This window comes from Sphingomonas carotinifaciens (assembly GCF_009789535.1).
GTDB lineage: Bacteria > Pseudomonadota > Alphaproteobacteria > Sphingomonadales > Sphingomonadaceae > Sphingomonas > Sphingomonas carotinifaciens.
In genome coordinates, this window is record NZ_WSUT01000001.1 from 270846 (window position 1) to 294354 (window position 23509).

The 23509-nt window shown below is 68.8% G+C and carries 19 protein-coding genes and 1 riboswitch; of the genes, 11 read left to right on the forward strand and 8 right to left on the reverse strand.

Going from position 1 to position 23509, the window contains the following annotated elements; genetic code table 11:
* Positions 1–2 precede the first annotated feature (2 nt).
* Genes GQR91_RS01125 through GQR91_RS01140 form a run of 4 tightly spaced genes read left to right on the forward strand, consistent with a single transcriptional unit; the run spans position 3 to position 3903 of the window.
* Positions 3–1154 (forward strand): sensor histidine kinase, encoded by a 1152-nt coding sequence (locus tag GQR91_RS01125; protein WP_149682551.1) that lies wholly within the window; start codon positions 3–5, stop codon positions 1152–1154.
* A gap of 53 nt (positions 1155–1207) precedes the next feature.
* Complete coding sequence (locus GQR91_RS01130; RefSeq protein WP_235904048.1) at positions 1208–2464, forward strand: glycosyltransferase family 4 protein; 1257 nt, start codon at positions 1208–1210, stop codon at positions 2462–2464.
* Positions 2461–3168, forward strand: coding sequence for a hypothetical protein (locus GQR91_RS01135; RefSeq protein ID WP_235904047.1), 708 nt, complete (start codon positions 2461–2463; stop codon positions 3166–3168). Before GQR91_RS01130 ends, GQR91_RS01135 begins: the two co-directional genes overlap by 4 nt.
* An 18-nt stretch (positions 3169–3186) precedes the next feature.
* Positions 3187–3903 (forward strand): hypothetical protein, encoded by a 717-nt coding sequence (locus GQR91_RS01140; protein WP_235904046.1) that lies wholly within the window; start codon positions 3187–3189, stop codon positions 3901–3903.
* Between the two features lie 32 nt (positions 3904–3935).
* On the opposite strand, the gene GQR91_RS01145 is transcribed toward GQR91_RS01140, so the two are convergent.
* From GQR91_RS01145 to GQR91_RS01170, 6 genes are all read right to left on the reverse strand, one after another.
* Positions 3936–4358: an NUDIX domain-containing protein gene (locus GQR91_RS01145; RefSeq protein WP_235904045.1), complete on the reverse strand. Its 423-nt coding sequence runs from the start codon at positions 4356–4358 to the stop codon at positions 3936–3938.
* A gap of 119 nt (positions 4359–4477) precedes the next feature.
* Positions 4478–5362, reverse strand: coding sequence for an NAD(P)H-hydrate dehydratase (locus GQR91_RS01150; protein ID WP_235904044.1), 885 nt, complete (start codon positions 5360–5362; stop codon positions 4478–4480).
* Complete coding sequence (locus GQR91_RS01155; protein ID WP_149682549.1) at positions 5359–6129, reverse strand: histidine phosphatase family protein; 771 nt, start codon at positions 6127–6129, stop codon at positions 5359–5361. The genes GQR91_RS01150 and GQR91_RS01155 overlap by 4 nt, the downstream gene beginning before the upstream one ends.
* Before the next feature lie 12 nt (positions 6130–6141).
* A complete protein-coding gene (locus GQR91_RS01160) occupies positions 6142–6393 on the reverse strand; it encodes an ATP-grasp fold amidoligase family protein (protein WP_149682548.1) in 252 nt (83 codons plus the stop codon).
* Positions 6390–7223 carry an ATP-grasp domain-containing protein gene (locus GQR91_RS01165; protein ID WP_149682547.1) on the reverse strand — a complete coding sequence of 278 codons (834 nt, stop codon included), beginning with the start codon at positions 7221–7223 and terminating at the stop codon, positions 6390–6392. Before GQR91_RS01165 ends, GQR91_RS01160 begins: the two co-directional genes overlap by 4 nt.
* Positions 7224–7284: 61 nt before the next feature.
* Positions 7285–8973 (reverse strand): GH39 family glycosyl hydrolase, encoded by a 1689-nt coding sequence (locus GQR91_RS01170; protein WP_149682546.1) that lies wholly within the window; start codon positions 8971–8973, stop codon positions 7285–7287.
* 213 nt (positions 8974–9186) lie between these two features.
* Here GQR91_RS01170 and GQR91_RS01175 point away from each other — a divergent pair, with 213 nt between their 5' ends.
* From GQR91_RS01175 to GQR91_RS01190, 4 genes are all read left to right on the forward strand, one after another.
* Positions 9187–12156, forward strand: a complete 2970-nt coding sequence (locus GQR91_RS01175) for a TonB-dependent receptor (protein ID WP_235904043.1) — start codon at positions 9187–9189, stop codon at positions 12154–12156.
* A complete protein-coding gene (locus GQR91_RS01180; protein ID WP_235904042.1) occupies positions 12153–13400 on the forward strand; it encodes a glycosyl hydrolase 53 family protein in 1248 nt (415 codons plus the stop codon). Before GQR91_RS01175 ends, GQR91_RS01180 begins: the two co-directional genes overlap by 4 nt.
* Positions 13387–15843, forward strand: a complete 2457-nt coding sequence (locus tag GQR91_RS01185; protein WP_149682545.1) for a glycosyl hydrolase 115 family protein — start codon at positions 13387–13389, stop codon at positions 15841–15843. Before GQR91_RS01180 ends, GQR91_RS01185 begins: the two co-directional genes overlap by 14 nt.
* A gap of 29 nt (positions 15844–15872) precedes the next feature.
* Positions 15873–15961: riboswitch (glycine riboswitch) on the forward strand.
* A gap of 113 nt (positions 15962–16074) precedes the next feature.
* A complete protein-coding gene (locus tag GQR91_RS01190; protein WP_149682544.1) occupies positions 16075–17469 on the forward strand; it encodes an L-serine ammonia-lyase in 1395 nt (464 codons plus the stop codon).
* A 7-nt stretch (positions 17470–17476) separates the two neighbouring features.
* Here the strand turns inward: GQR91_RS01190 and GQR91_RS01195 are convergent, their stop codons facing one another.
* Positions 17477–18220, reverse strand: a complete 744-nt coding sequence (locus tag GQR91_RS01195; protein ID WP_149682543.1) for a dienelactone hydrolase family protein — start codon at positions 18218–18220, stop codon at positions 17477–17479.
* Positions 18221–18350: 130 nt separating this feature from the next.
* Between GQR91_RS01195 and GQR91_RS01200 the strand changes: the two genes are divergently transcribed.
* The gene (locus GQR91_RS01200; protein ID WP_149682542.1) at positions 18351–19139 is read left to right on the forward strand and encodes a DUF1206 domain-containing protein; all 789 of its coding nucleotides are present in this window, start codon (positions 18351–18353) and stop codon (positions 19137–19139) included.
* A 4-nt stretch (positions 19140–19143) separates the two neighbouring features.
* Here GQR91_RS01200 and GQR91_RS01205 read toward each other — a convergent pair whose 3' ends face one another.
* A complete protein-coding gene (locus GQR91_RS01205) occupies positions 19144–19929 on the reverse strand; it encodes a hypothetical protein (protein ID WP_149682541.1) in 786 nt (261 codons plus the stop codon).
* 171 nt (positions 19930–20100) lie between these two features.
* Here GQR91_RS01205 and GQR91_RS01210 point away from each other — a divergent pair, with 171 nt between their 5' ends.
* On the forward strand, positions 20101–22341 hold the full coding sequence (locus GQR91_RS01210; protein ID WP_149682540.1) for a TonB-dependent siderophore receptor: 2241 nt from the start codon (positions 20101–20103) through the stop codon (positions 22339–22341).
* Positions 22342–22488: 147 nt separating this feature from the next.
* A complete protein-coding gene (locus GQR91_RS01215) occupies positions 22489–23508 on the forward strand; it encodes a chemotaxis protein CheB (protein WP_149682539.1) in 1020 nt (339 codons plus the stop codon).
* Position 23509: the final 1 nt, after the last annotated feature.

The window sequence follows — 23509 nt, forward strand, 5'->3', positions numbered from 1 at the left end:
GGATGAACCGGCTGTCCACCCGGATGCTGCTGCTCGCGGCGTTCATGACCGTGCTGACGCTGGCGATCGGCATCGGCGCCTCGTTCCTGCTGACCTATTTCGACTTTTACGACCTGAGTGCGGAAATGCCGCGATCGGGCTGGCTGGAACTGGGTGCGATGCTGCGCGACGACCCGGCCGCACAGGCGCGGTTTCGACAGTTGTTCGTCCGCTACAGCCGTACCGAGATCGGCGCACGCGACTGGTATTTCATTGCCCTCACCGCGGCGATCTCGACGCTGGCGGGCGGCGCGGTCGCGTTCGTCTTCGCACGGCGGCTCAGCCGTCCAATCACCGCGGTCGCCGATGCGGCGGCAAAGGTCGCGGCGGGCCGGCCGGATGTGCGGATCACCCCGGCCGCGGCGGCCGGCGAGGTGGCCGATCTGGTCGACAGCTTCAACGCGATGGCCGCATCGCTCGACGCCTATGCGCGCGAGCGCACCATCCTGACCGCCGGGATCGCGCACGAGATGCGCACACCGCTGACCGTGCTGCGCGGTCGGTTGCACGGTGTGATCGACGGGGTCATCGCGGTGGATGCGGACGAGGCGCCGCGCCTGCTGCGCCATGTCGACAAGCTGTCGCGCATCGTCGAGGAGTTGCGCACCCTGGCCCATGCCGAGGTACAGCCGCTGGCGCTGGAGCGGCGGACGGTGGATCTTGCCGAGGCGGCGCGGCTGGTCGCGTCCGACCTGGAGGCGATGGCGGCGGGAGGGGATGTGCGGATCAGGGTGACGGGCGCGGCGCCACCCGTCGCGGTCGATCCGCTGCGCATCAACCAGGCGCTGACCAACCTGATCGTCAACGCGGTACGCCATGCGCCCGCCGGCACGACTGTGTATGTCACGATCGGCGACATGCGCGATGGCGTGGCGATCGCGGTCGCGGACGAAGGACCCGGCTTCGCGGCCGATGACGCCGCGCAACTGTTCGTCCCCTTCTGGCGCGCCGATACCGCGGTGAACGCGCGCAAGCCGGGCAGCGGGCTGGGCCTGAGCCTGGCGCAGAAGATCGCGCAGGCACATGGCGGCAGCATCGCAGCGGAGAACCGGTCGGATGGCGCCGGCGCGCGCTTTACGCTGCGCCTGCCGCACCTCGCGCCGCCGGTCATCTAAACCCGCACCGTTCCTCCATCAAACCTCCATGTCGGGCGTCTAGGGCGCTGCCCGTGTCGAGTGTTCCGCTTATTCTGCCAGGGGCAGCGGCGCTGGCGCGGCTGGCGCCCTCCCCCGTCCGGCCCGCCGCGCGCGCGATCTGTCCCTCTTCCCGGCCCGTTGGCGATGCGGCGCTGCGCGTCGCGTTGTTCTCCGGCAACTACAATTGCGTGCGTGACGGCGCGAACCGGGCGCTCAACCGCCTGATCGGGCATGTCCTGTCGCGTGGCCACGGCGCACGCGTCTATTCGCCGGCCATCGCCGAGCCGGCCTTTGCGCCGGCGGGCGACCTGGTCCCGGTCGCCTCGCTGGCCATTCCGGGGCGGCCGGAATATCGCCTCGCGCCGCGCCTGCCCGGTGCAGCCGCCGCCGACGTGCGCGGCTTTGCGCCCGATATCGTGCATGTGTCGGCGCCCGACGGCCTCAATGCCGGCGCGATCCGGCTGGCCCGGCGGATGGGCGTGCCGGTGGTGGCAAGCATGCACACCCGGTTCGAGACCTATTTCGAATATTACGGGCTGGGCCTGCTGCGCCGCCCGGCGGAGGCGTGGCTGCGCCGGTTCTACAATCGCTGCGACATGGTGCTGGTGCCCAATGCCGGCATCGCCGACGAGATGCGCGCGGGCGGCGTTACCAGCCCGATGCGCATCTGGAGCCGCGGGGTCGATCCGCGCCAGTTCAGCCCGGCATGGCGCGACGATGGCTGGCGCCGGCGCATGGGGATTGCGCCGCATGAGGTGGCGGTGCTGTTCTTCGGGCGGCTGGTCGCCGAAAAGGGGCTTGCCATGTACGAGGCGGTGATCGCCGGGCTGCGGGCTCGCGGCCTGCGCGTTCGGCCGCTGGTGATCGGCGACGGGCCGGAGCGCGACCGCTTCGCCCGCCGGCTGGAGGGTGCGGTGATGACCGGCCATCTGGGCGGCGAGGCGCTGGGCCGCGCGGTCGCGAGTGCCGACCTGTTCGTCAACCCCAGCCTGACCGAGGCGTTCGGCAACGTCACGCTGGAGGCGATGGCATCCGGCGTGCCGGTGGTCGCCGCCGATGTCGCGGCTACCCGCGCGCTGATCGACGACGGGCAATCCGGGCTGCTGGTGTCGCCCCGCGATACGGTCGCCTATGTCGAGGCGGCCGCCACGCTGATCGCCGATCGCGGGCGCGCAGCCGCACTGGCGGGCGCCGCGCTGGCCGCGACGCGCAGCTTCGACTGGCCGGCGACGCTGGATGCGGTGATCGCGGGCTACCGCAGTGCCGCCCTGTCGGCGAACCGCGCATGAGGTGGGCATACTGGTCGGCCGCGGCCGTAGCGGTGCTGACGATCGCACCGGCACAGGCGCAGGAGGCGCCCGAGATCGCCGAGCCGATGGTGTTCGATCTCGTCCGGCCGCTCGGCGCCAGGCGCGGCGAGCTGGAGGTCAACACGCTGGCGCAGCACAGCCTGTCCGGCCCGGACCGCAGCGTCGAATGGGCGCCGGAGATCGAGCTGGCGGTGGCCGACGGCTTTGCGGTGGAACTGGAACTGCCGCTCACCAATCGCCGCGTCACCGATTTCAAGCTGGGGCTGCAGGGCACGTTCGGCACCATCAATGGCGGGCGTGGCATCCACGGCGTCCAGTATCTCGGGCTGTGGAACCGGGAGCGCGGGCAATGGGAAAGCTCGCTGCTCTATGTGATCGGCAACCGGTTCGGGCCACGCTTCAGCACGCTCAGCATGATCGGCGTGGGCGAGGTCAGCGCGGCCGGTGCGGAGGCGCGCGGCCTGATCGTGAACCATACCAGCTTCTACGACATCAGCGATGCGACGACCGCGGGCGTCGAGGTGAATATCCGCGCCGGGCATGACCGCTCGACGCTCATCATGCCGCAACTGCAACAGGATGTGACCGACCGGTTCCAGATCCAGTTCGGCATGGGCGCGGTGCGCGAAACCGGCACCGCCTGGCACCCGCGCGTCGGCGCCCGCGTGGTGCGGCAATTGTAGGGAATGGTTCGGGGGACGATGATGACGGGTCGGACGATCTGGATGGCGGCACTGGCGGGCACGGCGATGCTGGCGGCACCCCTGCCCGCCGCCGCGCAATTCTTTCTGAAAAGCTATGATTACAGCGGCGCGGCCGTGACGGGCGCGAATGCCGGCCTCGCCCAACCGCTGCCCGGTGCCACCGACGCGGAGGGCAAGGCGGCCATGGTCTGGACGATGCGCGCCGCCCTGAACGTCGCGGCGCTGCAATGCCAGTTCGAGCCGACGCTGCTGACGCAAGGCACCTACAACGCCATTCTGGCGGACCATGCCGAGGAACTGAAAGCGGCATGGGGCACGCTGAACGGCTATTTCACCCGCACCAGCAAGACGGTAAAGGCCGGACAGACCGCGCTCGACCAATTCGGCACGCGGACCTATTCCAGCTTCGCCACGGTATCCTCGCAATATGGCTTCTGCCGCACCGCCGCCGCGGTAGGACGCGACACCCTGTTCGCCGCCCGCGGGGGACTGGCGACCATCGCGGCGGACCGCATGCAGGAGCTGCGCAACAGTCTCGTCCCTTATGGCGAGCAGCATTTCCCCCGCTATATCGGCCGCGATGCGGCGACCCTGCCGCGGCTGGACGTCACCTGCTGGGACAAGAAGGCGCGGTGGCGTGCGCGTGCTTGCGGGGCGGAGATGTGGCCCCGCCTCGCCGATGCCCGGTCCGGGACGCGGTCAGGCGAGGGTTGAGAGCAGGCCGGAGCATCGATCGTCAGCGGCGGCTACCAATCGCCCGCCCCTGACCGTCCGGCGCGATATTCCTCGATGCGGCGCCCGGTCGCCGGTGAGAGGGTGGCGGGCAAGGCGTCCAGTGGGAACCATTCCGCCTGCTCGATCTCCATCGGATCGGCGCGCTTCAGGGTGCCGCCCGCGCTCGAAGCGATCCGCGCGACGAAGATGACGATGTGGTCGTCCTTGTGCTCCCGCCGGCTGTGATACACGCCCAGAACACGCTCGATGACGGCATTCTCCACCGCGATCTCCTCGCGCAACTCGCGGAGCAGGGCGGCCTTGGTGCTTTCGCCCTTCTTCACGCCACCGCCCGGCAGATACCACAGATCGGTGTAGCTATGGCGTACCAGCGCCACGCGATCCTGCTCGTCCAGCAACAGGACCCGCACGCCGATGGTGCGCGGCTTTGTCATTCGCCACGCCGCCCGCGCAACCCTGCCTCTGACCCGGTGGTGCCATGCCATCGCGCTCTCCTGTCGGAACGAGACCAGGCTCGATCAGGCATGGCGGCAATCGCGGGCGGCACATCCCGCTATTGTGGCAGCAGGCGGGGAAACTCAGCCGGCACCTCGCGCGCGAGGAATCCGATCGGGCCGCTGGTGGTGGCGACCCGCCGGCCGCTCTGGCCGTGCAGCCATACGCCCCATCCCGTCGCCTCCAGCGGCGGGGCGCCGCGCGACAACAGGCCGGCGATGGCCCCGGCCAGCACGTCGCCCGATCCGCCCGTCGCCAACCCGGTGCCGCCCCCGCCATAATGGAGCAGCGTTCCGTCCGGCCCGGCGATCACGGTGTCGCTGCCCTTCAGGGCGACGACCGCGCCATAATGCGCCGCGACCTCGACGGCGATGCCGGCCGGGTCGTCGGCCACCGCATCTTCGTCACGCCCGGTCAGCACCGCCATCTCGCCGTGATGCGGGGTCAGCACCCATTGCCCGGCAAAGCCGGCAAGCTCCGCGCGCAAGGCCTTGATGCAGCCGATCGCCATCGCATCGACCACCAGCATCATGTCGTCGCGCCGCTGGCCGGCCACCATGCGCAGGATGCGCGACGACGCCTCCGGGCTGCCGATGCCGGGCCCGATGACCAGCGTGTCGCACCCGTTGATCGCCGCCTCCAGCGTGTCGACCGCATCGATATGGATTTCGCCGTCCGCGTCCTCAGGCAAAGCGATCGCGGCCGCCTCCGGCACCAGCAGGCCCAGCATCGTCGCGGCGGAGGCGATCGTCGCCATCTGCAACTTGCCCGCACCGACGCGCAGTGCCGCCTCCCCGGTCAGGCGCAGCGCGCCCGGCACGCGTGCCGAACCCCCGATCGCCAGCACCTTGCCGCGGCTGTTCTTGGTCGTGCCCCGCCCGTGGACCGGGGCGGGATTGGCGGAAATCCAGGCGCTGTCCAGCGGGGTCATCCGGTCGCTCATCCGCGCACCCCCGCCGTCCGCTCGGGCTCGGCCGTCACCGGCACCGCATCGTCGCTCACCACATCGTTGTAGCGGACGAGCGTCAGCCCGCCGCCCGGATCGGCGCGATATTCGGTGACGGAGCAGTTGGCGACGTCACCCTGCCGGTCGATTGCCAGGATCTCCTCCTCGGACATATTCTCGATCACATAGCGCAGGCACAGCACGACCACCTGATGCGCGACGATCATCACCCGCCGCCCGGCATGGTGCAGCGCGATCGTATCCATCAGCGAGCGGAGGCGCAGCACCACGTCGCACCAGCTCTCCCCGCCGGGCGGCCGGTGGTAGAATTTGCCGAGCAACCGGCGAAACTCCGCCTGATCGGGATAAACGGCGGCGACGCCGCTGGTGGTCAGCCCGTCGAGGATGCCGAACTCCTTTTCGCGCAACCGCTCGTCGACGCAGATCGGCGCACCCTCGTCGGTGCCGCCATGATCGCGGAACAATTGCGCGGTATGGCAGGCGCGGACATAGGGCGAGGCAAGGATGATGTCCGGCCGGTCGTCGGGATCGGCCTGCGCGAACCTTGTGCCGAGCGCCGCCGCCTGTTCCTCCCCGCGCGGCGACAGCATGATATCCACGTCCCGCGCCGCCAACTCGATGCGGTCGGCACCGCTGGCCTGCGCGGCATCGCGCGCGACATTGCCGGCGCTCTCACCGTGCCGGACGATCCACAGCCGGCGGGGCCAATGCAGTGCATTCCGTGGTTCCAAGTCCTTCAACATCCACGCGTCTCCCTAAGGATGGGACAAGCGCGCGACGGACGCCGGCGTTCCTTCGCGGTTCGCGCCCAGCGCCTGCATCAGCGTGTCGCTGTACCAGCGATGCGTGGGGTTCACCCGGTCGACACCCGCGGCGGCGGGCGCGATGCCGAGCGCTGCGGCCGGGGTAAAGGTCAGCTCGCCGAAATAGATGCCGTCGGCGCCGTCATACAGGTCGACCCGCACGAAATCGAAGGGCGCGGACAAGGCCCGCGCGGCATCGATCATCGCGGCGATCCGCTCCGGCGCGGCCAGCCGGAAACCGGCGGGTGCGACCAGCCCGTCCGCGTCATCCAGGGGGGCAAAGTCGGGCAGGCGCAACAACCGGCTCCACGCCGCGCCGAAGGTGCGACCAGCCCGTCCGCGTCATCCAGGGGGGCAAAGTCGGGCAGGCGCAACAACCGGCTCCACGCCGCGCCGAAGCGGCCATGATCGACCTGGGCGAGCAGCGGCTCGCCGTGGACGCAGTGGAACTTGTAGTCGTCGGGCGGGCCGCTCGCCCTCGCCGGCACCATCGCCTCGACGATGATCGTCTTGGGCAGGCGCCAATATTGCATCTCGCGCAGGATCGTCGCGTAGTCGCGCCGGGCAAGGTCGTGAAGCGCGCGCACCTCGCGTTCGGAGGGAGCATGGCGCAAGAATGTCGCCGCACCGCTGGCATGTCCGGGCTTGGCGATCGCGTCGCGGCCGACAAAGGGCTGCAACCGCGCCCATAGATGTTCGGGCGACGGCAGTTCGGCGACGGGGATCACCGCCAGCGTTTCGGCCGTGCGCAAGGCCGGGGCCAGCCGCTGCGCCTCGATCTTGGCGCGATCCTTGGCAACGAAGCGGCGGTGCAGCGCCGACCAGTCGGGTTCGATCATCCGTGCGAAGATCACGTCGTTGATCGTCGCGGCGGCATCGCCGGGAGACAGCGGCCACCGACCGAACCGGCGGGCGAAATGCGGGCCGGCGATCAGATGGTTGAACGCGCGCGTCATCGGCGCGTCCCGTCGGAATCGTTCCCATGCCGGCCCCGAAAGATCGTCGTCGGTGGCGGGAAACGGAAGCTGGCGCAATGCGGGGTCCTTCGGCGGGGGATGCCACAACGCCTTGTGCCCCCGGTCGTCTCCCGATGCCTCAGCGCTCCGCGAGCATGACGAGGGCGACGCCCTGGCGCGGCAAATCGAAGGTGGCGACCGCCGCGCCGTTCGCCCCGGCTTTCAGCACGACTGGTTGCGGCTGCATCACCGATGCCGCCTCCAGCGCGGCATATTGCGTCGCATCGGGATTCAGCGGTGCGCCCATCCTCTTCCACGCGGCAAAGGCGTTGCCATGGGCGTCGTCCACCCGCAGGATCGTCGCCGTCCCGCCCTGCCGCCCGCGCACCGTCAGTCGGATCGCGGCCGGCGGTCCGGCGACATCGTCGTCATGATAATGCCATACCAGCACCGCGGTGCGCCCGTCCGCCAGCCGCGTCGCGATGGTCCCGATATCGGCCGCCCCGCGCACGCCCTCTGCGACGATCCGGTCGAGCGGCACCTGTGCATCGCTCACCGCATGCAGCCGCTCCGGCCCGAGCTGCGCGAACAGGCGGAAGACGTTCAGCACCGGCAGCGCGACGCCGTTGGAGGCGAGCTGGCGATAGCCGGCGAACCAGGGCTGATCCTCGAACTCGAACGACCAGGACAATACGCCGTCCAGGTTCACCTGCCGCCGTACCGCCAGTTCCCAGATGCGCGCGAAGCTGGCCGCGGTGTAGCTGGAATACATGGTACCGTTGCGATAGGCGTTTTCTGGCCCCGGACAGGCGGCGCACCCCTCGGGATCGCTTTCGCCGATCACCACTGGTTTCGCGGCGAGCGCCGGGATCGCGGTGACTTTCACGAACCCGCGGTCGACCTCCTTCAGATGGGTGGAAATGCCCATGCGGACATGGCCGTTGACGAAGCTGGGCTGCCCCTTGGCGTGAAAGGCCAGGAAATCGGTCGGCGTGCCGATCCGGCCGGTGGCGTAATTGGTGCCCGACGTCATATGGCGCAGGAAATCGTCCATGAACTGGCCGCCCGCCCCCGCCGAGTCAGGCCCACCGACCCGCGCCGTCGGCAAGGCGCGCCGCACCCCGTCCACCGCATAATCGTGCAGCTTGTAGAAATCCTCGCGCGGCGCCTGCCAGTAATAGCCGTTCGCCTCGTTCCATACCTCGAAATACCAGCGCTCCACCTCGGCCCGGCCGTAGCGCGCGACATTGTGGCGGGTCCATTCATAGACCAGCGTGCGCCACTTGTCGTAACTCTTGGGCGGATAGGCCCAGCCCGAGATGATGTTTTTGTAATCGAAGCCGGGGCGCCAGCCATGCTGATAGGGGGTGCCCGGCGGTGCCGATGACATCGCCTCCGGCATGAAGCCGATCTGGAGATAGGGGCGCACCCCACGCGCCAGATAGGTGTCGATGATCCGGTCGACATGGGTCCAGTCATATACCGGCTTGCCATCCCTGGTCTCGGTATAGACGTTGGTGCTGCCCCATTTGAACGATGCGGTGCCGTCGCCGGTGTTGAGCAGGTTGTGCGCGCGGAAGAACACGTCGCCGGTGCGCAGCTTGCCCAGCTCCACCAGCAGCTTGCGGCCATCCTTCATGGTCGCGTAATTCGGCTCGTCCGCTCCGAAGAAGCGCCACACCGGGGGCAAGGTGCCCTCCACCCGGTCGGCGTCCACCGTAATCGCCACCGGGCGAGGCCGGGCAGCGCTCTGTGCCGATGCCGGTGCCGGTGGCGCCAGCGACAGGCAGGCGGCCGCAAAAGCCGCCGCGCAACGGATCATCGACATGGACGCCCCTCCCTCTGCCCGGCACCTTTGATGCCGATTTCTGCCATCTATGACCCAAGCGACCGGGCGGTACAATCGCGGGGGCGGCGGAAAACGATGCAAAAGGAGAGAAGTAATTTCGATATAGCAAAGGCTTAATTTGTATGATATTGTGGTTTAACATATCACATAATGGGACAGCGCAAAGCGGTTCCGATCAGGGAGAGGAATGCGATGAAGCAGTTCCAGACGCGCGACTGGGTTCGCGTCACCATGTCGCTGGGAGTTTCGACCTGGGCACTGACCGCCGCTGCGGCCGTCGCGCAGGTCGCCAACCCCGTGCCGACCCCGGCCGGCAACGATACCGAACGGCCGGAGGAAGTGTCCGAACCCGACATCGTCGTCACCGGTTTCCGCGCCGCCCTGAACAGCGCGCTGAACCAGAAGCGGCGCGAAACCGCCGCGGTCGACAGCATCGTCGCCGACGACATCGGCAAGTTCCCCGATTCAAACCTCGCCGAATCGATGCAGCGTATTCCGGGTGTCGCCCTTGCCCGCGGCGATGGCGGCGAAGGGCGCAACATCTCGGTCCGTGGCCTCGGCGCCGCCTTCACCCGCGTGCGCATCAACGGCATGGAGGGTACCGCACAGACCGGATCGTCCGACATCTACGGCGCCGGCAACAACGGCCGCAGCTTCGACTTCAACGTGTTTCCGACCGAAATCTTCTCGGCCCTGTCGGTGCGCAAAACGCCGTCCGCCGATGTGGAAGACGGCTCGCTGGGTGCCACCGTTGATCTGAACGCGCCCAAGCCGCTCGACAACAACGAGGATTTCGTGCTGACCGCCACGGCGCGCGGCATCTACAACGAATTGTCGAAAAAGGTCGATCCGCGCGCCTCGCTGCTCGTGTCCAAGAGCTTTGCCGATGGCACCTTCGGCGTCCTGGCCTCGGGCGCTTATCAGAAGCGGCATCTGCGCGAGGTCGGCTATTCCGCCGTCGACATCCTGTCGGCCAATACCAATGGCGGCTTCTGTTCGCCGGTCGGCTTCGCCCCCGTCAACCCGGCGGTCGGCAACAAGGGGGCGACCGCCACCCTGTGCAGCACCGGCAATCCCCGCACCAGCACGGTTGCCGCCTATCAGACGATCCAGAACCTGCGCCGCGCCGACCTGCCCAATACACCGGGCAGCGGCGCCTTCCTGCCGCGTCTGCCCCGCTATCTGAACTCGGAACAGGATCAGGAACGCATCGGCGGCACCGTCACCTTCCAGTTCAAGCCCGACGATGCCACCGACATCTCGCTCGACCTGCTCTATTCGCGGTTCGAGGTCACGCGGCGCGACAACTATATCGCCGGCATCTCGTTCGGCCGCTCGATCGCCAATAACGGCCAGCCGATGGTCTCGGTCCGCGACATCGCGTTCGACGGCAACGGCTCGCTGGTCAACGCCACGTTCGACGGCGTCGACGTCCGCTCCGAAGGGCTGGTCGACAATTTCGTGTCGACCTTCAAGCAGGCGAACCTCAACTTCAAGCGCAGCCTGACCGATACGCTGGAGGTCAGCGGACTGGTCGGCCTCAACCAGTCGATCTGGGACGGGCGCAAGCGGCTCCAGACCTTCATGGACGTGATCGACAGCGACAATTTCACGCTGAATGCGCGCAACGGGTCGACGCCGGCGATCGGCTTCGGCTTCGACGTCGCCGATCCCAACAACTATTCCTATGCGCCGTCGCTGGCCGACGGCACCGTGCTGGGCGGCTTCAGCTATCAGGGCAAGCCGTCGAAGAACGACACCAAGAACCTGACCGGCGAAGTGAACGTCGCCTGGAAGGCGGGCGACGACCTGACGATCAAGGCGGGCGGCCAGTACCGCGAAAGCGATTTCCTTTCCACCTTCCTGCGTCCGTTCAACGCCGACACGGTGGTGCGCGCGCTGCCCGCGGGCACCACCCTTGCCAGCATCACCCGCCAGGTCACCGGCGTCGGCGGCCTGTGGGGCAATGGCGCGCCGGACAGTTGGGCGGCGATCGATCCCGACAAATGGGCGCAGACCTTCGGCTTCGACGCGGTGCGCTATTGCGGGGTCGAATGCGGCGGCGGGCGCTCACGCGTGCGCGAGGAGATCAAGAGCGCCTATATCATGGGCACCTTCGACCTGGGCGACCGCTACGGCGTCGGCCTTCGCGGCGATGTCGGCGTGCGCTACGTCAAGACCGACATGCGCGCCTCGGGCATCATCGCGGTGGCCCCGCCCGCGGGTGTGACCTCGCCGACCAATCTGGTCGGCCAATATGCGGTCGCCTACAACGCCTATGACGACTGGCTGCCCTCGGTGAACTTCGTGGTGGAGCCGGTGCAGAACCTGCTGGTCCGCCTGTCCGCCGCCAAGGTGCTGGCACGGCCCGAACTGGGGCTGCTGACCCCGACCAGCGGCGTCAACCCGATCACCCGCGTCGGCAACATCAACAACCCGTTCCTGGACCCCATTCGCGCCGACACGTTCGATGCGGCGGTGGAATGGTATTTCCGTCCCGGATCGCTGCTGTCCGTCGCTTATTTCCGCAAGAACATCAAAAGCTTCATCCAGAACGTCAACAGCCAGATCCCGTTCAACCAGCTTGGGCTGCCCAACGCCCTGCTGGAAAATTCGAACACCGCGCCCGACGAGCTCTTCACCGTGTCGCAGCCGTTCAACACGCCCGGCGGCCCGCTGGAGGGCGTGGAGCTGAACGCGCAGGTGCCGCTTACCTTCCTGCCCGGCTTCCTGCGCAATTTCGGCTTCCTGGCCAACTATACCCGGGTCACCTCCACGATCCGCTACATCCTCGCCAGCGTGAACGGCGTACCTACCGTCACCACCACCGCGGACCTGGTCGGCCTGTCCAAGAACACCGCCTCCGGCACCCTCTATTATGAGGACGACCGCTTCAGCATCCGCAGCACCGCCAACTACCGCGACCGCTTCATCCGCGGCATCCCCGCCTCGCCGGGCAGCGATCTTCAGGGCAACGCCCCGACCCTCTACGTCGACGCCTCCGCCTCCTACAACCTCACCGACCGCATCAAGCTGATCGTCGAGGCCCAGAACCTCACCGACGAACAGAACCGCCTTTATACCGACAGCGTGCGCCAGGACACGTTGTTCGAGACGCGGATCGGCCGCACCGTGACGGTCGGCGTCACCTTCCGCCTGTGACGCGGCAGGCGCCTGCTGCCCGGCCGACGCGACGCGCGACGCTGGGCCTGCTCGCGGCGGGCATGGCGCTGCCGGCGCGATTGCCCGCCGCCGCGCCCGCCACCGCACCCGCCGGTGGCGCCCGGCCCGGCGCCTATATGCTGGGCGCCGACATATCCTGGGTGCCGGAGGACGAGGCGGCGGGCGCACGCTATTTTGACGGCCCCGCGTCGCGCGACCCGATCGCGATCCTGCGCGATGCCGGGTTCAACTATATCCGGCTGCGCATCTTCGTCGATCCGGCGCGAGGCTATTCCGCGGCGGCGCCGGACCGGGCCTGGGGTGGCCTCCGCCAGACGGTGACGCTCGGCGCGCGCGTCAAGGCCGCGGGCATGGGGCTGGCGCTCAGCTTCCATTATTCGGACAGCTGGGCGGACCCGGAGCATCAGCGTCCACCCGCTGCCTGGGCGCAGTTCGGTCCCGCCGCGCTGGCCCGTGCGGTGGAGGCGCATACGCGCGACACGCTGCGGGCGATGCGTGCAGGTGGCGCGCCCGTCGACATGGTCGTGATCGGGAACGAGATCACCTTTGGCATGCTCTGGCCGCAAGGCCGCGTCCGGCTGGCGGCGACCACGGGCAATCCCGTCACCGATGCCAATCACCGCGACGTCGGCGCGATCGGCGGTTTCGACGGGCTGGCCCAGTTCCTGCGCGCCGGGATCGCCGGCGCACGCGCGGCCGAGCCGGGGGCGTTCATCCAGCTGCACAACCACCTCGGTCGCCGCTGGCCGGTGGTGCGCGAATGGACCGATGCGCTGGTCGCACGCGGGGTGGACTTCGACGTCATCGGCTTCTCCTGCTACCAGCAACTGGCGCAGGGCGACTGGCAGCGCACCTTTGACGCGTTTCTGGACCGCTATCCCGACAAGGGGCTGCTCGTCGCGGAATATTCCAGCCGCAAACGCTACCTGAACGATCTCGTCCATGCGCTGCCCGGCAATCGGGGCTGGGGCACCTTCATCTGGGAGCCGATCCGCCATCAGGAGGCGGTGTTCGACCGCAACGGGCGCAACGCAGGCGGCGGGCCGAAGCCCGATCTGCTGGCACAGGGGCTGAACGGTGCGGAGGCGCCGGGCGGCCTGATCGCCACCGCACCGCCAGCCCCCGTCCCGCCGCACCCCATGATGGGCGTGGGCGGCGATTATCATGCCAACGCACTGCTCGACACCTATCGGCGGATCGCGCACGATTATGGCCTTCGCTAGGCGGGTCCTGGCGATCGCGGCGCTGGCGGTGCTGCTGATCGCCGGCCCCACATCCGCGCAGACGCTGGTTCGGTTCGCGGCAGGCGGCGACGGGCTGGCGCTTGCCGATGCGCGCGGTCTGGCGTGTATCGTCACCGATCCGCGCGACCATGCCGTGGTCGCCATCGCCGCGGCTGACCTTCGCCGCGATCTGGCCCGGGTGTCCGGCCGCACCGGCGACAGCGGCGTGCAGCTGTGGCTGGGAACGCTCGGGCGTCACCGCGGGATCGACCGGCTCGTCCGGCGCGGGCGCCTGGACGTCACCCGCCTGCGCGGCGCGTGGGAAAGCTTCGTGATCGCCACCGTCGCCGATCCGGCCCCCGGCGTGGCGCAGGCGCTGGTCATCGCCGGCAGCGACCGGCGCGGCACCGCTTACGGCGCCTATGAACTGGCGCAGGCGATCGGCGTCTCGCCCTGGCACTGGTGGGCCGACGTGCCGCCCGAACACCATGCCGACATCCGGGTGGTGCCCGGCACCGTCCGCTTCGGCCCGCCGTCCGTCCGCTATCGCGGCATCTTCCTGAACGACGAGGATTGGGGGCTGGAGCCCTGGGCCGCGCGCACGCACGAGCCGGAGAACGGCACGATCGGCCCGCGAACCTATGCGCGGCTGTTCGAACTGATGCTGCGGCTGAAGGCCAATCTGGTCTGGCCGGCGATGCACAAGGTGACGCGACCCTTCAACGCCGATCCCCGCAACGCGGCGCTGGCCGACCGTTATGGGATCGTCATAGGGTCCAGCCATGCGGAGCCGATGCTGCGCAACAATGTCGGCGAATGGACCGGCCCGGCCGATGGCTATGATTATGCGCGCCACCCGGCCGCCGTCGCCGATTACTGGCGGGCGCGCGTGCGCAGCCACCGCGATTACGAAAGCATCTGGACGCTGGGGATGCGCGGCATCCACGACAGCGGCATGATCGGCCCCGGCACCGATGGCGAGCGTCGCCGCCTGCTGGAGCGCATCATCACCGATCAGCGCGCCTTGCTGCGCCGCGATGGCGGTCTCGATCCGTTACGCACGCCACAGGTCTTCACCCCGTACAAGGAGGTACTGGACCTGTATCGCGGCGGGCTGGCCGTGCCCGAGGATGTGACGCTGATGTGGCCGGACGACAATTTCGGCTATATCCGCCACTTCCCCGATGCCGCGGAGCGGCGCCGTCCGGGTGGCTCCGGCGTATATTACCACCTGTCCTATCTGGGTGCGCCCCTCTCCTATCTCTGGCTGTCCACCACGCCGCCCGCGCTGATCCGGGAGGAGATGGGCCGCGCCTGGGACCGGGGGGCGCGCACCATGTGGGTCGCCAATGTCGGCGATCTGAAGCCTGCCGAGCTGGCCACCGACTATTTCCTGCGCCTCGCCTGGGACGTGGCCGGCACCCGCGCGCACCCGATCGACGCGGTCGTCGCGGACTGGGCCGGGCGCAGCATCGGCACCGGCCTGGGTGCGGAGGCGGCCGCGATCCTGGCCGAGCATCACCGGCTGAACTTCATCCGCCGTCCCGAACATCTGCAATGGTGGCTTCCCGGCGAACTGTCCCGCCCCAGTCCGCTTGCGCCCGCCGAGGTCGAGGTGCGCCTCGCCGATTTCGCCCGGCTTGCCGCCCGCGTCCTCGCGCTGGCCGCCCGTGTCGCGCCCGATCGCCGCGATGCCTTCTTCGAACTGATCGACTATCCGGTCACCGCCGCGGCGCTAGCCAATGTCCGCGTGTTCGAGGCGGAGGCGCATGACCGGTTGCGCGATACGGCCCCCGCCGCCGCCCTGGCCGCCGCGGCGCGCGCGGTTGCGGCCGATACCGCCATCGCCGCGCTCACCCGGCGCTACAATCACGATGTCGCCGGCGGCAAATGGCGCCACATCATCGCGGCGGAGCCGGCCGACGGCCAGTGGCGACGCTATCGGCTCACCCCGCCCATCCTTCCCGCCGTACCGCCCGCGCCCACACCGTGGCGCACCGGCCCCGTCGCCCCCGCCACACCACCCGATCCCGTCCTGGAAGCGGCGGATGCCACCGGCCCGGCGATCGGCTGGCGCCGCATCGACGGGCTGGGCCAAAACGGCGCCGCCGTCACGGCCCAGGCCGGCGTCACCCTTGACTACCGCATCACCCTGCCGCCCGGCCGCTGGCGGATGACGGCCGATCTGCTGCCGACCTATCCCGATACGGATGGTGCGCCCCTGGCGCTGTCGGTCGCGCTGGACGGCGCCGCGCCCGTCATGCTGGCCGCGCCGCGCAACACCGGCGACCCCGCCTGGGCGCAGGCGGTGCTTGCGAACCGCATCGACCTGGCGCTCCCCACGCCCATGGCGGGGGGTGCGCACCGCATCAGCCTGCGCTTTCCGGCCGCGGGGTTGATCGTCGACCGGATGCGCTTCCAGCGGATCGCCGCGGTGGATTGACCGACCGACGGTCGGGCGGATACCACGGCGGGGTCGATGTGGGAGAGATCGGGGCGATCCCGGCGCCGAAGGAGCAACCGCCCCGGAAACTCTCAGGCAGAAGGACCACGCGGCGCATAACATCTGGAGAGTGATGCGGTTTTCCCCGCGTCCGCCGACGGGATAGCGATCTCAGGCACAAGGGACAGAAGGGGCATGCAATGGCCGGCACCTGCCGGCGAAAAGGACCGCATGCACACCGATCCCGTCACCACCCCGCTCGACCGCGACGTCCACCGACCGATCAGCGTCGCCGAATTGTTCACCATCGGCATCGGGCCCTCCAGCTCGCACACGGTGGGGCCGATGCGCGCGGCGTTCGACTTCGCACAGCGGGCGCTGGGCCTCGAAAGCGCGCCGGTGCGCGTCACCTGCGACCTGTACGGGTCGTTGGCGCTTACCGGGCGCGGCCACGCCACCGACACCGCAACCATCCTGGGACTGGCCGGATGGGAGCCGGAACGGCTCGATCCCGATGCCGCACCCGCGATCCTGCGCGACATAGCGGAGGGCGGGCAGGTGATGCTGGGCGGTACGCACGCCATCGCCTTTCCGGCCGACGCCATCGTCTTTCACCCGCGCGCCTTCCTGCCCGAACACCCGAACGGCATGACCTTCACCGCCACCTGCGCCGATGGCCGCGTTCATGCCGAAACCTATTTCTCGATCGGGGGCGGCGCCATCCTGCGCAAGGGTGCACCGGTCGCCGCCACCAACGTCGCGGTGCGCCACCCCTTCGCCTCCGGGCTGGACCTGCTGGCGATCGGCGACGCCACCGGGCTCGGCATCGCCGATATCGTCCGCGCCAACGAGGAGGCGTGGCGGTCGCCTGCCGAGACGGATGCGTTTCTGGATGCGGTGCGCGGCGCGATGAGCGCGTGTATCGATCGCGGGATCGCGCAGGAGGGCGTGTTGCCGGGCGGGCTGAAGGTCAGGCGGCGGGCGCACAGGCTGGCGGAGAGCCTGACGGGCGAGCGGCCGGGCAGCAATCCGGCAGAGGTGTTCGAGTGGGTGAGCCTGTGGGCGCTGGCAGTCAACGAGGAGAATGCGGCGGGCGGCCGGGTGGTGACCGCGCCGACCAATGGCGCCGCCGGGGTGCTGCCCGCGGTATTGCGCTTCTATGAAACGCTGATCCCGGGCGCGACGCCGCAGGGCGCGCGTACCTTTCTGCTCACGGCGGCCGCGATCGGCATGTTGTACAAGAAGCGCGCCTCGATCTCCGCGGCCGAAATGGGGTGCCAGGGCGAGGTCGGCGTCGCCTGTTCGATGGCGGCGGGCGCGCTGGCCGCGGTGCTGGGCGGCAGCAACCGCCAGATCGAGAATGCCGCCGAGATCGGCATGGAGCATAATCTGGGCCTGACCTGCGATCCGATCGGCGGACTGGTCCAGATCCCGTGTATCGAGCGCAACACGATGGGCGCGGTGAAGGCGATCAATGCCGCCTATCTGGCGCTGCGCGGCGATGGCAGCCATGTCGTCTCGCTGGACGCGGTGATCGAGACGATGCGCCAGACCGGCGAGGACATGCGCTCGCAATACAAGGAAACCAGCCTGGGCGGGCTGGCCGTGAACGTGGTGGAATGCTGAGCCGCACTCAGAACAGGTTGCGCCGGAACAGCGCCAGCGTCCAGTCCATCGCCTGGAGGAACAGCGCGGGGTCGTAGCGCGGCCCTTCGTCGCGCAAGAAAGCGTGCTGCCCGTTCACCTCATGCCATTCGTACCGCGTACCGGCCGCCTCCAGCGCCGCGCGGATCGCCTCGCGCCCCGCATAAGGAACGTGCGGGTCCTGCCGCCCCCAGACGAACATCGCCTCGCCCTGCAATGCCGCCATGCGCGCCAGGCTGTCGTCACAGCGGCCATGCCCCAATGTGCCGGAATGGATATCGGTGGCATAGAAGCAGGCGGCGGCCGAGACGCGCGGGTCCAGCGCGGCGCGGTAGGCGAGATGGCCGCCCAGACACACGCCAAAGGTCGCGAGCCGGCCGCTGCAGGCGGGATGTGCGGCCAGCGCGGTCAGCGCGGCTTGGGCATCGGCGTCATAGGCGGCGACCGGCTTGGTGAATTTCAGCGCGTTGCCGCGGTCGGTGCCGGCCGGGTCATAGGCGAGAACGGTGCCGGCGAGTTCATATTCGTGATAGACCTCCGGCACCGCCACCACATAACCCTGCCCGGCCAGCATCGCCGCCAGCCGACGGATCGGTGCGGTCACCTGATAGATTTCGGAAAACAGCAGGACGCCGGGATATCGCCCGTCGACCGCGGGGCGGAACAGGTGGGTGCGCATCGTGCCGGCACCCGGCACCTCGACATCCAGGGTTTCGTCGCTGCGAAGGATCATCGTTCGTTCCTGCTTGGCCTTGAGAGCGGGCATGGCAGTGGCAGCGCGGCGCCCCCGAGGCAAGGATCGTTGCAGCGACGGAACGTAAGTGCCGCGGTCGCAGTTTCTCGCGGACATCGGAGTGACATAGATGACCGCCAGTGCCCGCCTGACGTTTCTGACCCGGATCGGCTTCGCCACGCGCGGGCTGCTCTACATCGTCATCGCCATGCTGATCCTGCGCACCGACCGGGCCGAGGACCCCAGCGGCGCGCTGGAATATCTGGGCGAGGGCGGCGGCCAGTGGCTGCTCAGCGTCATGGCGGCGGGCCTGATCGCCTATGGCATATGGCGGCTGGCGGATGCGGCATTCGATATCGAGCGCCACGGCAGCGACCGGAAAGGCGCGATGGAACGCGTCGGCGCCGGCATCAGCGGCCTGGTCCACCTGTTCCTGTCCTGGCAGGCGATCAGGCTGATGCGCGGCGCGGCGGCCTCGGGCGACGGCACGCAGGCGGGAGCGCAGGCCGCCCTCGACCTGCCCGGTGGCTGGGCGCTGGTGCTACTGGGTGCCGCGATCCTGTTCGGGCTGGGCGCGATCCAGTTGGTAAAGGCCGCCAAGGGCAGCTTCCTGCGCTATCTGGAGCCCGAAATTGCCCGCCAGCGCTGGGCGCAGTGGAGCGGCCGGGCCGGCTATGCCGCGCGCGGCCTCGTCTTCCTCATCAGCGGCTATCTGCTGATGCGCGCCGGGCTGGACGAGCAGGCGGCACAGGCCGGAGGCATGGCCCGCGCCCTGTCATGGCTGACCAGCCCGTTCGACCTGATCGTCGGCGTCGGACTGGCGGGCTTCGGCCTGTTCAGCCTGATCGAGGCGCGCTTTCGCCGGTTGCACGACGTACCCGTCGACCATGTGGTGCGCCGCGCCACCCGCCTGCGCTGACCCGTCACGCGGATGCCTTGGCATCGCGTTTCAGCATCACGTCCTTGACGGTGTTGCCCGCCAGGCCACCTGCCGCCAGCGACACGACGACGTTGCCGACCAGCATATCGGCGATGCCGACCACGCTGGCGAACGCGACCAGCGCGGTGGTGGTGATCGGCATCGCCGCCGCCGCCTTGGTGAGCGTCACCCTGGCCGAATCCCGGATCGCCTGCACGCGGGTGAGCGCCGCGGCCAGCGGCTGATCCGCCTCCACCAGCGCGATCAATGCGCCCAGCGCCGCGTGCAGCGCGCGCAAATGGGCCAGCGCATCCTCCCGGTCGTTCTCCACCGGTCCACCATTGTCGCGCAGGCGGGTTTCCTCCGCGATCAGGCGATCCACCGCCAGCAGCGCCGCCGGCGCCAGCGTGCGGACCAGCAGCGCCTGTTCGCGGGTGGAGGCACGACCCGTCCACCCCGATGCGCTGACCGGCGCCTGCCCGCACACCGCCTCCATCAACGGCGCGAACGCACTGCGCACCATGTCGCGGCGTTGCTGCCGGTCCGCGGTTTCGCGGACGTGGCGGACAAAGGCGGGCAGATTGGGCTCGGCGGCGACGCTGGCCGGCGCCAGCGGCCGCAGGTCGCTGCGTTGCAGGAGCGCGCGGCGCAGCGCCTTGTACCGGCTGTCGTCGGCCAGATCCTGGATGCCGTCGCATCCGCCCAGGCACAGCGTGCGCAGGCGCTGCACCGCTTCCTCGTCCGACAGGCCTTCGGGCCAGCCGGTCATCCGGGTCCCGTTCCTCTCCATGTCGCGGCCTCCTTTCCGGCGTGTCGACCCGGCGTATCACAGCACTTGGCGAAAAGGAACATAGCAAGAACATCAACTTAGCGCCTAGCCTATCTATTTGCGATCGCAACGCAAAACGCTTGCTCCACTTCGTTAGATCGCTATTGCGAGCCGATATCAAGGATCGGGGGAATGAAGATGGTGGCTGGTTCCAGCCTGTGGACGATCGCGCTTGTCCTGAGCGCCGCACCGGCAACGGGCAATGTCGCGGTGGACGATGCCCCCGCAGCGGCGGTGTCGATGCCGGACGAGGACCCGCAGGATCAGGCCATTGTCGTCACCGGCGAAAAGGACAAGCGGCCGACGACGTCGACGCGGCTCCCGCTGACCCTGAGGGAAACGCCGCAATCGGTGACCGTGGTCGATCGCCAGCGTATCGAGGATTTCAACCTGACCTCGGTCACCGAGGTCCTGGCCCAGACGCCGGGCGTGACGATCTCGTCCACCGACAGCAACCGCACCAATTTCAACGTCCGCGGCTTTGCGGTGCGCAACTTCCAGCTCGATGGCGTGCCGACCATCTATCAGGTGAGCGGATACGAGAACAGCGCGGTCGGCGACATCGCCATCTATGACCGGGTGGAGGTGATCCGCGGCGCGGCCGGGCTGGTGACCGGCGTTGGCGACCCGTCCGCGACGGTGAACCTGATCCGCAAGCGCGCACCGGGCGAATTTCGCGGCTATTTCTCGATGCAGGGCGGCAGCTTCTCGACCTATCGGCTGGAGGCTGATATCGGCGGCCCGGTGACGCAGGACGGGTCGGTCCGCGCCCGCGTCGTCGCGGCCTATACCGACCGCGAATCCTATATCGACCTGCAGCATGATCGTGTCCCGGTGTTGTACGGCACGCTGGAATGGGACGTGACGCCGCACACCCGTCTGCGCGTCGGTGCCGACTATCTGCGCACCGACTCGCGCGGGGCGGGCTGGGGCTCGGTCCCCCTGCTCTACACCGACGGCACGAAGACGGATTTCCCGCGCTCCTTCACCGGCACCACGCGCTGGACCCAGTGGCTGCGCGAGACGACAACCGTGTTCGGCGCGGTGGAACAGGATATCGGCAGCAACTGGCTGCTGCGCGTCAGCTATAATGGCCGGCGCGGCGATAACGACAGCACGCTGTTCAACATCCCCAACGGCTTTCCCAATCGCGACGGCACCGGTCTGGGCGCGCCCTTCTCCTTCTATGGCGAGGTCGACCAGAACGAGGACGCGATCGACGCCTATGTCGCGGGCAAGGTGACGCTGTTCGGCCGCGAGCATGAGGTGGTCGCCGGCATGAACCATTTCGAGCGCGACTTCCTGGTCAATCGCTCGCGCTACGGCGCAACGCCGCCAGGCTATCCGACCGCGGAGACAGGCACCCCCGACATCGACCCGTGGAACCCGACTTTCCCCCGGCCCGACATCATCCGCTCGACCGTGCCCGATTTCACGCAGGACCTGCGCCAGACCGGCGGCTACGGCGTCGTGCGCCTGAACCCGGCGGACTGGCTGAAGGTGATCGCCGGCGTGCGCTACACCGACTACAAGGCCGATCGCGACAATTACCTGGACGGCGTGTTGCAGCCCGACGGCGTCAGCAACGTGCAGCATGAGAGGAAATGGGCGCCATATGGCGGCATCGTCGCCGATCTGACGCCAGCGATCTCGCTTTATGCCAGCTATGCCAGCGTCTTCACGCCGGTGTCGGCGCGCAACGCCAACAACGACATCCTGCCCCCCACCACCGGCGCCAATTACGAGGCGGGTGTGAAGGCGACACCCTTTGGCGAAGGCTTCACCGTCTCGGCAGCGGGCTTCCATATCCGGCAGGACAATCTGACGATCACCGATCCCAATGCCGTGCCCAACTCCCTGCCCGGCAACCTGACCCCCTCGCTGTCGGTGTCGGGCGTGAAGACTTGGGGCGGCGAGGCCGAGGTTGCCGGCGAGCCGCTGCCCGGCTGGACGATCAACGGCAGCTATACCTATGCCCGGTCGGAGGATCGCACCGGCCTGCGCATCAACCCGTTCTTCCCGCTGCACCTGGGCCGCGTCTATACAACGTACCGCCTGCCCGGCGACCGGCTGACGATCGGCGGCGGCGTGACCGCGCAGTCGCGCATCTTCGACCGCGGCAACGTGCCCTCCGGCCGGTTCACCGCCGCCGGTGCGCCGATCCTGGTCGCCGGCGAGGTCGAACAGGGCGCCTATGCCACCGTCGATGCGCTCGCCCGCTACAAGCTGACCGAGCGTGCGATCCTCAGCGTCAACGTCACCAACCTGTTCGACCAGAGCTATTATCGCAACGTCCGCTTCGCCTTTGGCGGGCCGGGCGGTTTCTATGGCGAGCCTCGCCGGGTGATCGGCAGCATCCGGGTAAATTTCTGATGCAAGGGGGGCGCCCGCCTGCGCCGCGATCGCCTGCCTATCCTATGCGATTGCGGCGCAGCCAAAAAACCTGATCGGGCAGACGCTTCTGGCTTCGGAACCGGCGGGTTCGGGGGTATGCGCATGCTGATGCAGGAAGGTACCCCCGTGAATTCACCGGCCACACGCGACATCGTCGTGATCGGGGGCTCGGCGGGAAGCGGCGCCGTCCTCAAGACGTTGATGCAGCGCCTGCCCGCCGACCTGCCGGCCAGCCTCTTCGTCACCACGCACATCCCTGCCCACAGCCCCGGCTTCCTGGCCGAGATCCTGTCGAGCCGCAGCGCGCTGCCCGTGATGCAGGCGGTCGATGGTCAGCCGGTCGAGCGCGGCCATGTCTATCTGGCGGCACCCGACCGGCATCTGCTGCTGATCGACGGCATCATCCGCCTCGGGCTCGGCCCGCGCGAGAACATGGTGCGCCCGGCGATCGACCCGCTGTTCCGGTCCGCCGCGCTGTCCTTCGGTCCGCGCGTCATCGGCGTGATCCTGACCGGCATGCTGAACGACGGCGCGGCCGGGTTGCATGCGGTAAAGGCGTGCGGCGGACTGGCCGTCGTCCAGAACCCCGTCGATGCCCATGCCGACCAGATGCCGCTGGCGGCCCTGCAGACGACCGAGGTGGATCATGTCGTGGCCGAGGCCGGGCTGGGCGACCTGCTGGTCGAACTGGTGAACGGCGTGGCAGGCCCGCCGGTGCAGCCGGACGAGAATCTGCGGCTGGAGGTCGGCATCGCCGCGGGATCGCGGCTGGGCAGCACCAGGCTGCTGGACATCGCCAATCCCAGTGCCCTGTCCTGCCCCGATTGCCATGGCGTACTGTCGGAGGTTCGCGGGGCCGTGCCCCTGCGCTACCGTTGCCAGATCGGGCATGGCTATACCGCGGAAACGCTGGCCGCGCACGGGGTTGAGGTGGATGAAGCGATCCGGGTGGCGATGCGGGTGATGGAGGAACGGGTGACGCTGGTGGAGCGCATGGCACTGGATGCGCGGGCAAGCGGCCGCATTGCGGTTGCCGAACTCTATGAGGCGCGTGGGCAGGAATATCGCCGCTATGCCGCCACGCTGCGCGACGCGGCGGTGGCCTCGCTCCGTCTGGGCGGCGCGCCGCACGCACAGGATGTCTGAC

Bases quoted from the DNA above. Each gene is read 5' to 3' on its own strand.
- GQR91_RS01125 (WP_149682551.1), top strand. From the start codon at position 3: ATGAACCGGCTGTCCACCCGGATGCTGCTGCTCGCGGCGTTCATGACC.
- GQR91_RS01135 (WP_235904047.1), top strand. From the start codon at position 2,461: ATGAGGTGGGCATACTGGTCGGCCGCGGCCGTAGCGGTGCTGACGATC.
- GQR91_RS01140 (WP_235904046.1), top strand. From the start codon at position 3,187: ATGATGACGGGTCGGACGATCTGGATGGCGGCACTGGCGGGCACGGCG.
- GQR91_RS01145 (WP_235904045.1), bottom strand. From the start codon at position 4,358: ATGACAAAGCCGCGCACCATCGGCGTGCGGGTCCTGTTGCTGGACGAG.
- GQR91_RS01150 (WP_235904044.1), bottom strand. From the start codon at position 5,362: ATGAGCGACCGGATGACCCCGCTGGACAGCGCCTGGATTTCCGCCAAT.
- GQR91_RS01155 (WP_149682549.1), bottom strand. From the start codon at position 6,129: ATGTTGAAGGACTTGGAACCACGGAATGCACTGCATTGGCCCCGCCGG.
- GQR91_RS01160 (WP_149682548.1), bottom strand. From the start codon at position 6,393: ATGATCGATGCCGCGCGGGCCTTGTCCGCGCCCTTCGATTTCGTGCGG.
- GQR91_RS01170 (WP_149682546.1), bottom strand. From the start codon at position 8,973: ATGTCGATGATCCGTTGCGCGGCGGCTTTTGCGGCCGCCTGCCTGTCG.
- GQR91_RS01175 (WP_235904043.1), top strand. From the start codon at position 9,187: ATGAAGCAGTTCCAGACGCGCGACTGGGTTCGCGTCACCATGTCGCTG.
- GQR91_RS01185 (WP_149682545.1), top strand. From the start codon at position 13,387: ATGGCCTTCGCTAGGCGGGTCCTGGCGATCGCGGCGCTGGCGGTGCTG.
- GQR91_RS01190 (WP_149682544.1), top strand. From the start codon at position 16,075: ATGCACACCGATCCCGTCACCACCCCGCTCGACCGCGACGTCCACCGA.
- GQR91_RS01195 (WP_149682543.1), bottom strand. From the start codon at position 18,220: ATGATCCTTCGCAGCGACGAAACCCTGGATGTCGAGGTGCCGGGTGCC.
- GQR91_RS01200 (WP_149682542.1), top strand. From the start codon at position 18,351: ATGACCGCCAGTGCCCGCCTGACGTTTCTGACCCGGATCGGCTTCGCC.
- GQR91_RS01205 (WP_149682541.1), bottom strand. From the start codon at position 19,929: ATGGAGAGGAACGGGACCCGGATGACCGGCTGGCCCGAAGGCCTGTCG.
- GQR91_RS01210 (WP_149682540.1), top strand. From the start codon at position 20,101: ATGAAGATGGTGGCTGGTTCCAGCCTGTGGACGATCGCGCTTGTCCTG.